This is a genomic window from Kocuria sp. WN036, assembly GCF_002287015.1.
GTDB classification, from domain to species: domain Bacteria; phylum Actinomycetota; class Actinomycetes; order Actinomycetales; family Micrococcaceae; genus Kocuria; species Kocuria rosea.
Map to the genome: position 1 here is coordinate 1 of NZ_NSKF01000015.1, position 13,819 is coordinate 13,819.

At 73.0% G+C, this 13,819-nt stretch carries 12 protein-coding genes; 7 read left to right on the forward strand and 5 right to left on the reverse strand.

Annotated features, from left to right (window positions below; all coding sequences use genetic code 11):
* The coding region (locus CK505_RS10455; RefSeq protein WP_141246807.1) for a radical SAM protein at positions 1 to 328 on the reverse strand (328 nt) is incomplete at its 3' end.
* A 112-nt stretch (positions 329 to 440) separates the two neighbouring features.
* Entirely contained in the window at positions 441 to 770 is a 330-nt protein-coding gene (locus tag CK505_RS10460) for a hypothetical protein (protein WP_035925846.1), read from the reverse strand.
* Between the two features lie 49 nt (positions 771 to 819).
* Between CK505_RS10460 and glp the strand changes: the two genes are divergently transcribed.
* A complete protein-coding gene (gene glp, locus CK505_RS10465) occupies positions 820 to 2,052 on the forward strand; it encodes a gephyrin-like molybdotransferase Glp (RefSeq protein WP_095651025.1) in 1,233 nt (410 codons plus the stop codon).
* Between the two features lie 162 nt (positions 2,053 to 2,214).
* On the forward strand, positions 2,215 to 2,601 hold the full coding sequence (locus tag CK505_RS10470; protein WP_017834534.1) for a hypothetical protein: 387 nt from the start codon (positions 2,215 to 2,217) through the stop codon (positions 2,599 to 2,601).
* A gap of 4 nt (positions 2,602 to 2,605) precedes the next feature.
* Here the strand turns inward: CK505_RS10470 and CK505_RS10475 are convergent, their stop codons facing one another.
* A complete protein-coding gene (locus CK505_RS10475) occupies positions 2,606 to 3,451 on the reverse strand; it encodes an alpha/beta fold hydrolase (RefSeq protein ID WP_017834535.1) in 846 nt (281 codons plus the stop codon).
* Between the two features lie 209 nt (positions 3,452 to 3,660).
* On the opposite strand from CK505_RS10475, the gene CK505_RS10480 reads away from it, so the two are divergent.
* The 5 genes from CK505_RS10480 to CK505_RS10500 are packed head-to-tail and all read left to right on the forward strand — an operon-like array spanning position 3,661 to position 11,877.
* Complete coding sequence (locus tag CK505_RS10480; protein WP_095651026.1) at positions 3,661 to 7,386, forward strand: nitrate reductase subunit alpha; 3,726 nt, start codon at positions 3,661 to 3,663, stop codon at positions 7,384 to 7,386.
* Positions 7,386 to 9,059: a nitrate reductase subunit beta gene (narH, locus tag CK505_RS10485; protein ID WP_095651027.1), complete on the forward strand. Its 1,674-nt coding sequence runs from the start codon at positions 7,386 to 7,388 to the stop codon at positions 9,057 to 9,059. The genes CK505_RS10480 and narH overlap by 1 nt, the downstream gene beginning before the upstream one ends.
* Positions 9,056 to 9,748 (forward strand): nitrate reductase molybdenum cofactor assembly chaperone, encoded by a 693-nt coding sequence (gene narJ / locus CK505_RS10490; protein ID WP_095651028.1) that lies wholly within the window; start codon positions 9,056 to 9,058, stop codon positions 9,746 to 9,748. The genes narH and narJ overlap by 4 nt, the downstream gene beginning before the upstream one ends.
* A complete protein-coding gene (narI, locus tag CK505_RS10495; protein WP_017832127.1) occupies positions 9,745 to 10,605 on the forward strand; it encodes a respiratory nitrate reductase subunit gamma in 861 nt (286 codons plus the stop codon). Before narJ ends, narI begins: the two co-directional genes overlap by 4 nt.
* A gap of 24 nt (positions 10,606 to 10,629) precedes the next feature.
* Positions 10,630 to 11,877, forward strand: a complete 1,248-nt coding sequence (locus CK505_RS10500; RefSeq protein ID WP_095651029.1) for an MFS transporter — start codon at positions 10,630 to 10,632, stop codon at positions 11,875 to 11,877.
* A gap of 95 nt (positions 11,878 to 11,972) precedes the next feature.
* On the opposite strand, the gene CK505_RS10505 is transcribed toward CK505_RS10500, so the two are convergent.
* Complete coding sequence (locus tag CK505_RS10505) at positions 11,973 to 12,440, reverse strand: pyridoxamine 5'-phosphate oxidase family protein (RefSeq protein WP_017832125.1); 468 nt, start codon at positions 12,438 to 12,440, stop codon at positions 11,973 to 11,975.
* Between the two features lie 82 nt (positions 12,441 to 12,522).
* Positions 12,523 to 13,731, reverse strand: a complete 1,209-nt coding sequence (locus tag CK505_RS10510) for a globin domain-containing protein (RefSeq protein ID WP_035925871.1) — start codon at positions 13,729 to 13,731, stop codon at positions 12,523 to 12,525.
* Positions 13,732 to 13,819 lie beyond the last annotated feature (88 nt).

A 13,819-nucleotide genomic window follows, 5' to 3' on the forward strand; every position in this document is an offset into this window, starting at 1 on the left:
TCCGCACCCCGGCCACGATCTCCTCGAGGTCGGCCCGCACCAGGGGCTCCCCGCCGGTCAGGCGCAGCTCGGTGACCCCGAGCTGCTCGACGCCCACGCGCACGATGCGGGTGATCTCGGCGGGGGTCATCAGCTGGGCGGCGGGCAGCCAGGGCAGGCCGCCGGCGGGCATGCAGTAGGTGCAGCGCAGGTTGCACTTGTCGATCACCGACAGGCGCAGGTCGGTGGCGCGGCGGCCGTGGCGGTCCACGAGCCCCGCCTCCCGCGGTGCACCGCTCGGGCCCGGACCCGCATCGCGGAGCCGCGGCAGTCCCAGGGAAACGCTCATGTCACCGCCTCGGTGGTCGTCCCCGGCCCGCACGGTGCTCGGCGTGCCGGGATGGTCCGCCCAGTGTAATCAGTCCCCAGCACGCCGAGAACGCCCCGGGCGCCGTACGGCGTCACGCCGGCTCCGGCGGGGCCTGCTCGTCCAGCCGCGCGAGAGCATCCGTCCACCGGGCCTCCTGCTCGGCGGGCGACTGCTCCCACCACGGCGTGCCGCGCTCACCGAGGCCCAGCTTGGCGATCCCCACCCGGTCCCGCACGGCCCGCAGCTCCTCCTCCGTGCCGTCCCGCCGCACCGTGCGGACGGCCGCCCGGGCCCGGCCCAGGTGGGACGTCAGCCGGGCCGCGACGTCCTCGGGCAGCCCGGGATCCTGGCGGCGCCACCGCCGGCCGTCCACCACGATCCACCGGCCGTCCGGCGTGTGCTCCACATCCCGTTGCGTCATGGCCCCGATCCTGCCAGGACGGGCGCGCCCCGGCACCTACGCTGGAGGAATGAGCAGGCACGCGCAGCACCCGGTCCGCAGCGTCGACGAGCACCGCCGCGCGGTCACGGAGGCCCTGCGGGGTCTCCGCGTCCGGACGGAGACCGTGCCGCTGGCGGCCGCGGCGGGCCGGGTCCTGGCCGAGGACCTCGTGGCGCCCCTGAGCCTGCAGCCCTTCGACAACTCCCAGATGGACGGTTTCGCGATCCGTGCCGCCGACAGCCGGACGGCGCCCGGGGAGGACGGGCGCACCCCGTTCGTCGTCGTCGCCCCCGTGCCCGCCGGCCACGTCCCCGGCCCGCTCGGCCCCGGGGAGGCGGCCCCTGTCATGACCGGCGCGCCCCTGCCGCCCGGCGCGGACGCCGTGGTGCCCGTCGAGGAGTCGCTGCCGGGGGGCTTCCCGGCACCCGGGACGCACCTCCGGCTCCCGGCGGGCCAGCCGGCCGGGAGGTTCGTCCGCCGCGCGGGCGAGGACGTCGTCGCCGGGGACACGGCGCTGGTCGCGGGGCAGCGGCTCACCCCCGCCCGGATCGGGCTCGCGGCCGCGCTGGGGTGCGCGGAGCTGACCGTGCGCGCCCGCCCCCGGGCCGTGCTCTACACGACGGGCGACGAGGTCGTGGCGCCCGGCGCCGCGCGCGGCCCGGCCCAGATCTTCGACGCGAACGCGGCGATCCTGCGCGCCCAGCTCGCGGAGGCGGGCGTGGAGGTGGTCGGCGCCCACCTGCTCTCCGACGACGCCGGCGCCTTCGCGGCACGCCTGGCGGAGGACACCGCGCGGAGGCCCGACTTCTTCGTCTCCTCCGGCGGGGTCAGCGAGGGCGCCTACGAGGTCGTCCGGCAGGTGCTCGCGCCCCACGGCGAGTTCGTGCACGTCGCCATGCAGCCCGGGGGGCCGCAGGGCCTCGCGGCACCGGGCGGCGTTCCCTTCGTCTGCCTGCCCGGCAACCCCGTCAGCACCCTCGTGTCCTTCGAGATGTTCCTCCGCCCCGCCCTGACCGGGACCGTGGGCGCCCCGGCGCCGCGGGCCCGCCGCACGGGGCCCCTCGCGGAGGCCGTCCGGCCGCTGCCCGGGCGGACCCAGGTGCGCCGCGCCGTCTGGGACGGCGCCACGGTGCGGATGGCGGGCGGGCCCGGCTCCCACCTGCTGGCCGCCGCGGCCCGGGCCAACGCCCTCGCGCTCGTGCCGGCGGGCGGGACCGAGCTGCCGGCGGGGACCCCGGTGGAGCTGCTGCTGCTCGACTGACCCGGTGCGCGCCCGGCCCGCGGGACCGCAGGGCCGCACCACCGCAGGACCCCACCACCGCCGGGGCGGCTCCGGCCGGGCCCGGGGCGCCGCGGCGGTGTCCCCGCCGCTCGCTAGACTGGTCCGCGCCCCCGCCCGGACGATCGCACAGAACAGGTCCCCATGACGTCCCTGCTCGCCCCGCTGCTCCTCGCCGCCACCGCCGTGATCCAGGCGCTCGGCCGCTACGAGTACCACCAGAACGGCATCACCGTGGTGGGCCAGATGCTCTTCCCGATCTTCTTCGCCGTCCTGGCGCTCTTCCTCGCCCGGCGCGGCGAGCGGGGCGCCTTCGGCACCGCGCACCTCGGGCTGCTCGTGCTCGGCGGCATCCTGTTCGTGCTCACCCTGGTGGGCTGGAACGGCACCGTTCCCCAGCTCTACCCCTCCGTGGGGATCTACTACGCGGCGTTCGCGCTGCTGGCGGTCCAGGCCGCGCTGCGCATCGCGGGGACCCCCCGGCGCCGGCGCGAGGACGCGCCGTCCGAGGGACCCTCCCCGCGGGGCTGAGCCGCTACGGGGTGTTCGCGGTCCCGCCGACGCGCTCGAGCACCAGTCCCGCCAGCTCCTCGGCACGGGTCTCCGGCAGCCAGTGGCCGGCGTCCAGCTCCACGAACCGGTAGGGCCCCCGCACGTGCTCGGCCGTGAGCTCCGCGGCCCGCCGGCCCAGGGCGGGGTCCCGGGCGCCCCACGCGTACGTGGTCGGCACGTCCACCGGTCCGGTGCGCAGCCGGGACAGCGGCAGGGCGCGGTACCAGTTCAGGGCGCCGGTGAGCGCGCCGGGCTCCCTCATCCGGGCCGCGTAGCGGGCGGCCTCCGCCGCGGGCAGGCCGGAGCGGCGCAGGAGCTGCTCGAGGCGCGGACCGAGCAGCGCCTCCGGGAGCCGGGGCAGCTGGAAGGCCCCGACGTAGGCCGAGCGCAGCGCCTGCGGCGAGCGGGTCAGGGAGCGGGCGAGCGCCCGGGGGTGCGGGACCGAGGCCACCGTCAGGGACGCCGTCCGCTCCGGCCGGTGGGCCGCGAGGGTCCACGCCACGATCCCGCCCCAGTCGTGGCCGACGACGTGGGCGCGCTCCAGCCCGGCGGCGTCCAGCAGCGCCACGGCGTCCTGGACGAGCAGCTCGAGCCGGTAGGCGCGGCGACCCCGGGGCCTGGCGCCGGGGGAGTAGCCGCGCTGATCGGGCACCAGCGTGCGCAGGCCGGCGCGCCGCAGCACGGGCGCGACCCCGGACCAGCTCGTGCCGTCCTGGGGGAAGCCGTGCAGCAGCAGGACGGGCTCCCCGTCCGGGGGCCCGTCGTCGCGCACGTCGAGGCGCACGCCGGGGCGGAGGTCACCGGGAGGGCGGAGGGTCGGTCGGTCCATCCGGCCAGGCTAGTCCCGGCCGGCGCCCGTCCGCGCGAGAGCCGGGGCTCGGTCATCCCCTTTCCGCCGAGAAAAACAAGGGTGCCGGAATTCTTGACGGAAAATGAATTCTGAAATTGATGTGTCATGAATTCTTTTCCACCGAATTGCCGTTCATTGGTCCACAAGAAAATCCTAATTCAGAATGCCGAATTCGATAGGTTGGCACCATGGTTGCCAGCTCCGTTCCGCCGGGCACCGATGGCCCCGCGTCCCACGCCCTGCTCAAGCTCGGGAAGTTCTTCACCCGCTGGGAGGAGTCCCCGGACGGCCGCGCGGTCTACCGCGAGGGCGGGCGGGCCGGTGACGCGTTCTACCGGAACCGGTGGAGCCACGACAAGGTGGTCCGCTCCACGCACGGGGTGAACTGCACGGGCTCGTGCTCCTGGAAGGTCTACGTCAAGGACGGGATCATCACCTGGGAGGCGCAGGAGACCGACTACCCCTCGGTGGGCCCGGACCGCCCGGAGTACGAGCCCCGCGGCTGTCCCCGTGGCGCCGCCTTCTCCTGGTACACCTACTCGCCCACCCGGGTCCGCTACCCGTACGTCCGCGGGGTGCTGCTGGAGATGTACCGCGCGGCCAAGGAACAGGTGGGCGGGGACCCCGTGCTGGCGTGGCAGGCGGTGGTCGGCGACCCGGAGAAGCGCCGGGCCTTCCAGCAGGCCCGCGGCAAGGGCGGCCTGGTGCGCTCGAGCTGGCAGGAGGCCCTCGAGATGACCGCCGCCGCCCACGTGCACACCGTGAAGACCTACGGCCCCGACCGGTGCACCGGCTTCTCCCCGATCCCCGCGATGTCCATGGTCTCCCACGCCGCGGGGGCCCGGTTCATCAACCTCATCGGCGGTGTGATGAACAGCTTCTACGACTGGTACGCGGACCTGCCCGTGGCCAGCCCCCAGGTCTTCGGAGACCAGACCGACGTCCCGGAGTCCGGCGACTGGTGGGACGCCACCTACCTCATGATGTGGGGCTCGAACGTCCCGGTCACGCGCACCCCGGACGCGCACTGGATGGTGGAGGCCCGCTACCGCGGCACGAAGGTCGTCTCGGTCAGCCCCGACTACGCGGACAACACGAAGTTCGCCGACGAGTGGCTGCCGGCCCAGGCCGGCACGGACGCCGCGCTCGCCATGGCGATGGGCCACGTGATCCTGCGGGAGAACTTCGTGGAGCGGCGGGTGCCGTTCTTCGAGGACTACGTCCTGCAGTACACCGACCTGCCCATGCTCGTCACCCTCGACGAGCGCCCAGACGGCACCGTGGTGCCCGGCAAGTTCGTCACCGCCGCGGACCTGGGCGGGGGCGAGGCGACGGCCTCCGACGCGGCGTTCAAGACCGTGCTGATCGACCGCGACGCCGGCACGCCCGTGGTCCCGAACGGGTCCATGGGCTTCCGCTACAACGAGCAGGACGAGGGGAAGTGGAACCTCGACCTGCAGGGCGTGCGCCCGGCGCTCTCGCTCGCGGACGCCTCCTCCTACGAGGGCTCGGTGAGCGCGGTGCACCTGCCCGCCTTCACCGACGCCACGGGGGAGGGCTCGGTGCTGCGCCGCGGCGTGCCCGTCACCGAGGTCGCCGGACGGACGGTCACCACGGTCTTCGACCTCATGCTCGCCCAGTACGGCGTGGGCCGCGAGGGCCTGCCGGGGGACTGGGCGGCCGGGCTCGACGACGTCGCGACCCCCTACACCCCGGCGTGGCAGGAGGAGATCACCTCGGTCCCGGCCCGGGCCGTGATCCGCACCGCCCGCGAGTTCGCGGCCAACGCGGAGAAGTCCGGCGGCCGGTCGATGATCATCCTGGGGGCCGGCATCTGCCAGTGGTACCACGGGGACGTCACCTACCGGGCGATCCTCGCGATGCTCATGCTGTGCGGGTGCCAGGGCCGCAACGGCGGCGGGTGGGCGCACTACGTGGGCCAGGAGAAGGCCCGCCCCATCACGGGCTGGGCCGCGATGGCCGCGGCCACCGACTGGACCCGCCCGCCGCGCTTCATGATCGGCACCGCGTTCTGGTACATGCACACCGACCAGTGGCGCTCCGACGGCTACTCGTCCGACTCCCTCCAGTCGCCCCTGGCGGAGGGCCACCTGAAGGGCATGCACACCGCGGACGTGGTCGCGAAGTCCACCCGGATGGGCTGGATGCCGTTCTACCCGCAGTTCGACCGCAACTCCCTCGACGTCGCGGACCTCGCCGTCGAGGGCGTGGCCCGGGGGGAGGCCCCCGACGAGGCCCGGTGGGTCGCGGACCGGCTGAAGTCGGGGCAGCTGCGCTTCGCCGTCGAGGACGTCGACGCCCCCGAGAACTGGGCCCGCACCCTGGTGCTGTGGCGCTCCAACCTGCTGGGGTCCTCCGCGAAGGGCGAGGAGTACTTCCTCCGGCACCTCCTCGGCACGCACCACAACGTCATGGGGCAGGACCACTCCGCGTCCCGGCCGCGGGACGTCACCTGGCACGAGCAGGCGCCCGAGGGCAAGCTCGACCTGCTGGTCTCCGCGGACTTCCGGATGACGAGCTCCACCCTGCTCTCCGACGTCGTCCTCCCCGCCGCCACCTGGTACGAGAAGCACGACCTGTCCTCCACGGACATGCACCCGTACGTGCACGCGTTCACCCCGGCGATCGACCCGCCGTGGGAGGCCAAGACCGACTACGAGCTGTTCCGGCTGCTCGCCGAGGAGTTCTCCCGCCAGGCGCGGACCCACCTGGGGGTGCGCAAGGACCTGGTGGCCACCGCGCTCACCCACGACACCCCGGGGGAGATCGCCCAGCCCGGCGGGCACGCGCCCGACTGGAAGCACACCGACCTGCCGGCCGTGCCCGGGAAGAACCTGCCCAACCTCGCGGTCGTGGAGCGGGACTACACCGCGATCGGGGAGAAGTTCTCGGCGGTGGGGCCCCTGGCCGAGCGGCTGGGCTTCACCACGAAGCACATCACCTACGACGTCTCCCACCAGGTGGACCAGCTGGCGCGCCTGCACGGGGTCTTCGACTCCGGGGCCGCGGCGGGCCGCCCGGCCGTGGACACCGACGCGCGGATGGCGGAGGCGATCCTGCTCTTCTCCGGGACCACCAACGGGGAGCTGGCCGTGCAGGGCTTCGAGACCCTCGAGAAGCGCACGGGGGTGGAGCTCGCGGACCTCGCCCGCGGCTCCGAGGAGAAGCGGATCAGCTTCGCCGACACCCAGGCCGCCCCGGTCCCGGTGATCACGTCCCCGGAGTGGTCCGGCTCCGAGACCGGGGGACGGCGCTACGCCCCGTTCACGGTCAACATCGAACGGCTCAAGCCCTTCCACACCCTCACCGGGCGGATGCACTTCTTCCTGGACCACGACTGGATGAAGGACATGGGCGAGACCCTGCCGATCTACCGCCCGCCCCTGGACATGCACCGGCTCTTCGGCGAGCCGCAGCTGGGGGAGCGGGGGGAGCTGTCCATCGCCGTGCGGTACCTGACGCCGCACAACAAGTGGTCGATCCACTCGGAGTACCAGGACAACCTGTTCATGCTCTCCCTCTCCCGCGGGGGCACCACGGTGTGGATGAGCCCCCAGGACGCCGCACTGATCGAGGTCTCCGACAACGAGTGGGTCGAGTGCGTCAACACCAACGGCGTCTACGTGGGCCGGGCCATCGTGAGCCACCGCATGCCCGCCGGCGTCGTCTACGTCCACCACGCCCAGGAGCGCACCATCGACGTGCCGAAGTCCGAGGCGACCGGCCGCCGCGGCGGGATCCACAACTCGGTCACGCGCATCCTCGTCAAACCCACCCACATGATCGGCGGCTACGCGCAGCTGTCCTGGGCCTTCAACTACCTCGGGCCCACCGGCAACCAGCGCGACATCGTCTCCGTGGTCCGCAAGCGCTCCCAGGAGGTCCAGTACTGATGCGAGTCATGGCCCAGGTCGCCATGGTGATGGCCCTCGACAAGTGCATCGGGTGCCACACCTGTTCGGTGACGTGCAAGCAGGCGTGGACGAACCGCGCCGGCACGGAGTACGTGTGGTTCAACAACGTGGAGACCCGTCCCGGGCAGGGCTATCCCCGCCGGTACGAGGACCAGGAGAAGTGGAAGGGTGGGTGGGAGCTCAACCGCCGCGGCAACCTCAAGCTGAAGTCGGGCGGGCGCTGGGCGAAGCTCGCGGGCCTGTTCGCCAGCCCCGTCCAGCCGGAGCTCGACGACTACTACGAGCCGTGGACCTACGACTACGAGACCCTCACCAACGCCCCCGCCGGCACCGACTTCCCCGTGGCCCGCCCCAAGTCCCTGATCACGGGGAAGGACACCAAGATCGAGTGGTCCGCCAACTGGGACGACAACCTCGGCGGCGTCACCGAGGCCGGCCACCTGGACCCGATCGTGGAGAAGGTGCGCCGCGAGTCCGAGGACAGGATCAAGTTCGAGTTCGAGCAGACGTTCGCGTTCTACCTCCCGCGCATCTGCGAGCACTGCCTGAACCCGTCCTGCATGGCCTCCTGTCCCTCCGGCGCGATCTACAAGCGCACCGAGGACGGGATCGTGCTGGTGGACCAGGACCGCTGCCGCGGCTGGCGGCAGTGCGTCACCGGCTGCCCGTACAAGAAGATCTACTACAACCACAAGTCCGGCAAGGCCGAGAAGTGCACGTTCTGCTATCCCCGGATCGAGGTGGGCATCCCCACGGTCTGCGCGGAGACGTGCGTCGGCCGGCTGCGCTACATCGGCATCTTCCTGTACGACGCGGACCGGGTCACCGAGGCCGCCGCGACCCCGGACGAGCGGGACCTCTACGAGGCCCAGCTGGACCTGATGCTCGACCCGCACGACCCGGGGGTGGTCGCCGCGGCCCGCGCCGAGGGCGTCCCGGAGGACTGGCTCGACGCCGCGCGCCGGTCCCCCGTCTACACCCTGGCCAAGGAGCTGCGGGTGGCGCTGCCGCTGCACCCGGAGTACCGGACGATGCCGATGGTCTGGTACGTCCCGCCGCTGTCCCCGGTGGTGGACCTGCTCAAGGACCAGGGGCACGACGGCGAGGACGCGGGCAACCTGTTCGGCGCCATCGACTCGCTGCGCATCCCGGTGGAGTACCTCGCCGAGCTGTTCACGGCCGGGGACACGCAGATCGTCACGGACGTGCTGCGCAAGCTCGCGGCCATGCGCTCCTACATGCGGGACATCGCCCTCGGGGACGCCCCGGACGAGTCGATCGCCGAGGGCGTCGGGATGACCGGCTCCGAGATCCAGAAGATGTACCGGCTCATGGCCATCGCCAAGTACGACGAGCGCTACGTCATCCCCTCCGCCCATCTGGAGGACGCCCACAACCTCGAGGAGATCGGCTGCTCCCTCGACGTGGACGGAGGGCCCGGGATGGGCCAGACCGGCGTCTTCGGCGAGGCCTCCGGGCGCCCCACGCCCGTGGCCGTGGAGAACTTCAACGCCCTGCGGGCGCGACAGACCGGCGAGTCCGCCACCTCGGAGCAGCAGATGGCCGGGCGCGTGAACCTGCTCAACTGGGACGGCCGAGGGGCGCCCGCGGGGCTGTTCCCGCCGCGCTCCGAGGACGGGGACCGGCCGTGAGCCTGCTGGAGAGGCTGCTGGGCAAGGCCGGCAGGGGAACTCTCGACCCCGGGCGCTGCACGGACCGGCACCCGCGGCGCAGCGCGGTGGCCCGGCAGGCCGCCGCCGTGCTGCTCGGCTATCCCGACCACGAGCTCCTGGTCATGCTGCCCGTCCTGCGGGAAGCCCTCGAGGAGGTGGGCGCGCCCGTGCCCGAGGACCTCCTCGACTGGCTGCGCGCCCGCCCGCTCGACCAGGTGCAGGCCGACTACGTCCAGGAGTTCGACCTCTCCCGGCGGCACAGCCTGCACCTGACCTACTGGACCGACGGGGACACCCGGCGGCGGGGCGAGGCGCTCGCCGCCTTCAAGGAGGTCTACCGCTCCCACGGCGCGCAGCTGGACGGGGCCGAGCTGCCGGACTACCTGCCGCTCGTGCTCGAGTTCGCCGCGAAGGTCTCCCCTGAGGACGGCTACGAGCTGCTCCAGCGCTACCGGCCGTCCCTCGAGCTGCTGCGGCTGGCGCTGCGCGACGACGGCCTGCCGTACCACGGCGTCGTCGCCCTCGTGTGCTCCACCCTGCCCGGGGTCTCCCCGGAGGACCGGGACGCCGCCCTGCGGATGGCCGGCTACGGTCCGCCCACGGAGTCCGTGGGCCTCGACCCGTACGACCCCCGGCTGCTGCCCGTCACCGAAAGGAACAGCGCATGACCGCCACCGCCGCGAGCCTGCTCGCGCCCGGGACCTCCCTCCCCCTCGAGGCGGCGGCCCCGGCCGCCGCCTCCGTGGGGGTCGGCGACATCCTGCTCTGGGGCGTGCTGCCCTACGTCGTGCTGGCGGTCGTGATCGGCGGCACCGTCTGGCGGTACCGGTACGACCAGTTCGGGTGGACCACCCGGTCCTCGCAGCTCTACGAGTCCCGCATCCTGCGCATCGCCTCCCCGCTGTTCCACTTCGGCATCCTCGCCGTGCTCGCGGGCCACGTCATGGGTCTGATCATCCCGAAGACCTGGACCGAGGCCGTGGGGGTCACCGAGGGGATGTACCACTTCCTGGCCCTGAGCATCGGGCTCGTGGCCGGCGTGGGCACGCTGCTCGGGATCATCATGCTCATCTGGCGCCGGCGCACCACCGGACCCGTGTTCATGGCGACCACCAAGAACGACAAGTTCATGTACGTCATGCTCGTGGCCGCGCTGCTCACGGGGCTGGGCACCACCCTCATCTCGGTGTTCGACCACTCCGTGCCCGACTACCGCCAGACGGTCTCCCCGTGGTTCCGCTCGATCTGGATCCTGCAGCCGGACGTCGCCGCGATGACGGCCGCCGGGATCTCCTTCAAGGTGCACGCCCTGTGGGCCATGGGGCTCTTCGCCGTCTGGCCGTTCACCCGCCTGGTGCACGCGTTCACCGCCCCCGTGCACTACCTGTTCCGGCCGTACATCGTCTACCGCTCCCGGGACCACCGGTCCACCGGGTCCGTGCCGGTGCGCCGCGGCTGGGACCCCGTCGGGACCCAGGACCGGGACAGGAGCGCCCACCGCAACCGCGCCGGCACCCGCCGCTGACCAGCCCCATCTGCGAGGACCGCCATGTCATCTTCGTCGTCGTCCGCCGCCTCCCCGGGCACCGCGGCCCCGGACCTGCGCTCCGGCCAGCTGCGGAACCTGCTCCTCGCCACGCTGGCGTCCACCGCGGGCTTCTGGGCCTGGACCATCGTGGGCCCGCTGTCCAGGCGCTACGCGGAGCAGATGGAGCTCAGCTCCTCGCAGACCGCGCTGCTCGTGGCGATGCCGATCTTCGTCGGCTCCATCGCCCGGGTGCCCGTCGGCGCCCTGACGGACCGCCTCGGCGGGCGGGTGATGTTCACGGCGATCCTCGCCCTGACCGCCCCGCTGGTGCTGCTCACCGCCCTCGTGGGCCAGCTGGGCAGCTTCGGGCTCCTGCTGGTCGTCGCGTTCTTCCTCGGCATCGCCGGCACGGTCTTCGCCATCGGCATCCCGTTCTGCTCCGCGTGGTACGAGTCTCACCGCAAGGGCTTCGCCACCGGCGTGTTCGGCGCGGGCATGGCCGGCACCGCGGTCTCCGCGTTCGTCACCCCGCGCCTGGTCGCGGGCATCGGGTACCTGGGCGCCCACGCGGTCATCGCCGCGATCGTCGCGGCCATGGCCGTGGTCTGCTGGCTCGGGCTGCGCGAGTCCCCGGTCCGCGCCGGCGCCGTGCCGCAGCCGGTGCTGCCCCGGATCAGGCACGCCTTCACCCTGCGGGTGACCTGGCAGCTGTGCTTCCTCTACGGCGTGGTCTTCGGCGCGTTCGTGGCGTTCTCCAACTACCTGCCCACCTACCTGAACACCGTCTACGGCTTCGACGCCACCGCGGCCGGGACCCGCACCGCCGGCTTCGCCCTCGCCGCGGTGGTCGCCCGCCCGGTCGGCGGGATCCTCGCCGACCGCCTCGGCCCGAAGATCGTCACGATCACCTCGCTCGTCGGCACGGCGGTCCTCGCGATGGTCGTGGCGCTGCAGCCGATCCAGGAGGTGGCCTACGGCGCCACGTTCCTGGCCATGGCGGTGTTCCTCGGCCTGGGCACCGGCGGCGTGTTCGGGTGGGTGGGACGCGCCGCCCCGGCGAAGGACGTGGGCACGATCGGCGGAATCATCGCGGCCGCCGGCGGCCTGGGCGGCTACTTCCCGCCGCTCGTGATGGGCGCCACCTACGACGCCGAGAACAACAGCTACTTCGTGGGGCTGACCCTGCTGGCCGTGTTCGCGGTGGCCGCCCTGGTGCTCACCTTCACCGTGCGCAACGGGGGCAAGGACGACGAGCGGGCCCGGACCTGACCGCCGTCCGGGCGCCGGACGCGCGGCCCGGACCGCAGCCGGCGGTCAGCTCGGGAGCGGGGCGGCCCGGCGGAGGAGCACGTCCCGGCGCAGGCTCACTCGTCGGGGGAGCGCCGCACCCCCGACAGCGGGGTGCGCCACACCTCCGGGTCCGCGACCGGGAACCGGCGGCCGGTCACGAGGGACGGCACGACCCGGACGAAGATGCCCTTGCGCCCCGCCTGCCACGGGAACAGCGGGAGGTCGAGGGTGTCCGTGAGCTCCTGGACCTGCTGGATGCGCTCGGCGCGGCCCTTGACCACCACGCTCCACGCCTTCCCGGCGGGCTCGTCGTACCCGTCGATCTCCACCGCCACGGGGACGTCGGTGAGGGCACCGGCGACCTTCGTCCCCTCGGCCGAGCGGAAGACGAGGGTCCCGTGGTCCACCACGAAGTTGATCGGGAAGATGTCCGGGTGGTCCTCCACCCACACGGCGAGGCGGCCGACGCCCGCGTCCCGGAGCAGGTCCCAGCAGCTGTTGACCGCCAGCTCCTCCACGTGGTTGCCGTGCGTGTCCGTCATCGTGTCCTCCGTCGTCGTCGTCCGGCCCTCGGGCCGTGTCCTGGTCCTGCCCCGGTCGTTCTCCCGGGGCCTGCACGGCCGGTCACTCGAAGTCGGCGAGCCAGAGGTCCGGGCCGAACACCTCGTACTGGATGTCCCGGGGCGGGACACCGCGGGCGACGAGCGCGCTGCGCACGGCCTGCATGAAGGGGAGCGGCCCGCACAGGTAGTACTGCGCGTCGTGCGGCAGCTCCACGGCGCGCAGGTCCATGAACCCCTCGTACTCGTTCTCGGCGCGCTCGCCGGCCGCCCGCGGCTGCTCGAACCAGGCCTTCAGGGAGCCGTCCTCCAGGGCGGCGAGGTCCTCCTCGATCTGCCCGCGCAGCGCGAACGTCTCCGGGGAGGCGTCCGCGTGCAGGAACTGCACGGTGCGCTGGGAGCCGTCCTTCACCAGGTGCGAGAGCATGCCCGCCATCGGCGTGACGCCGATGCCCGCGCTGGCCAGCACCAGCGGCCGGTCCGAGTACTCCAGGACCACGTCGCCGGAGGGCACCGAGAGCACCACCTCGTCCCCCACCTGCACCGTCTCGTGCAGGAGGGTGGACATCTCGCCGGCCGGCGTGCCGTTGCCGCGCACCCGCTTCACCGCGAAGCGCCGGTGCTGTCCGTCGTCGGCGCGGGTCAGGCTGTACTGCCGGGGCTGCAGCACGCCGTCGGGCATCTCCATCCTGAGGGTCACGTACTGGCCGGGCAGGGACCGCTTCACCTCCCGCTCGTCGACGCGCTCCACCACGAAGGTCGTGACGTCCTCGGTCTCCGGGATCTTCTCGACCACCCGCCAGGTCCGCCAGACGGTCTCGGGGGAGAGCCGGACCGCCTCGTAGAGGCCGCGCTCCTGGTTGATGAGCACGTTGGCCATCAGCCAGTAGACCTCGTCCCAGGCCGCGGCGACCTCCGGGGTCACGGCGTCGCCCAGGACGTCCACGATGGCCCACATGAGGTTGTCGTGCACGATCTGGTACTGGTCCGGGTGCAGCCCCAGGGACACGTGCTTGTGCGCGATGCGGGACAGCAGGTGGTCCGGGAGCTCGGTCGGCTTGTTCACCAGGTAGCCGGCGAAGGCGGCCACGGACCCGGCCAGCGCCTGCTGCTGCCGGCCGTCCGCCTGGTTGCCGCGGTTGAACAGCCCGTCCAGCAGCTCGGGGTGCTCGCCGAACATGTGCGCGTAGAAGCGCCGGGCGATCTCCTGGATGTTCTCCCCGACCACGGGCAGCGTGGCCTTGACGACGGGGTACGAGGTGTCTGACAGCACGGTGGCTCCTTCCGAGTGCCGGCGGCGTCGACGGCACTCTGGTCGCGTTCCGTCAAGCTAGCACCGCGCCCCGGCACGGGACCAGACA

What these genes read in the sequence shown, in the direction of transcription:
- CK505_RS10460 (WP_035925846.1), bottom strand. Translation starts at nt 770, where the DNA reads ATGACGCAACGGGATGTGGAGCACACGCCGGACGGCCGGTGGATCGTG.
- glp (WP_095651025.1), top strand. Translation starts at nt 820, where the DNA reads ATGAGCAGGCACGCGCAGCACCCGGTCCGCAGCGTCGACGAGCACCGC.
- CK505_RS10470 (WP_017834534.1), top strand. Translation starts at nt 2,215, where the DNA reads ATGACGTCCCTGCTCGCCCCGCTGCTCCTCGCCGCCACCGCCGTGATC.
- CK505_RS10475 (WP_017834535.1), bottom strand. Translation starts at nt 3,451, where the DNA reads ATGGACCGACCGACCCTCCGCCCTCCCGGTGACCTCCGCCCCGGCGTG.
- CK505_RS10480 (WP_095651026.1), top strand. Translation starts at nt 3,661, where the DNA reads ATGGTTGCCAGCTCCGTTCCGCCGGGCACCGATGGCCCCGCGTCCCAC.
- narH (WP_095651027.1), top strand. Translation starts at nt 7,386, where the DNA reads ATGCGAGTCATGGCCCAGGTCGCCATGGTGATGGCCCTCGACAAGTGC.
- narI (WP_017832127.1), top strand. Translation starts at nt 9,745, where the DNA reads ATGACCGCCACCGCCGCGAGCCTGCTCGCGCCCGGGACCTCCCTCCCC.
- CK505_RS10500 (WP_095651029.1), top strand. Translation starts at nt 10,630, where the DNA reads ATGTCATCTTCGTCGTCGTCCGCCGCCTCCCCGGGCACCGCGGCCCCG.
- CK505_RS10505 (WP_017832125.1), bottom strand. Translation starts at nt 12,440, where the DNA reads ATGACGGACACGCACGGCAACCACGTGGAGGAGCTGGCGGTCAACAGC.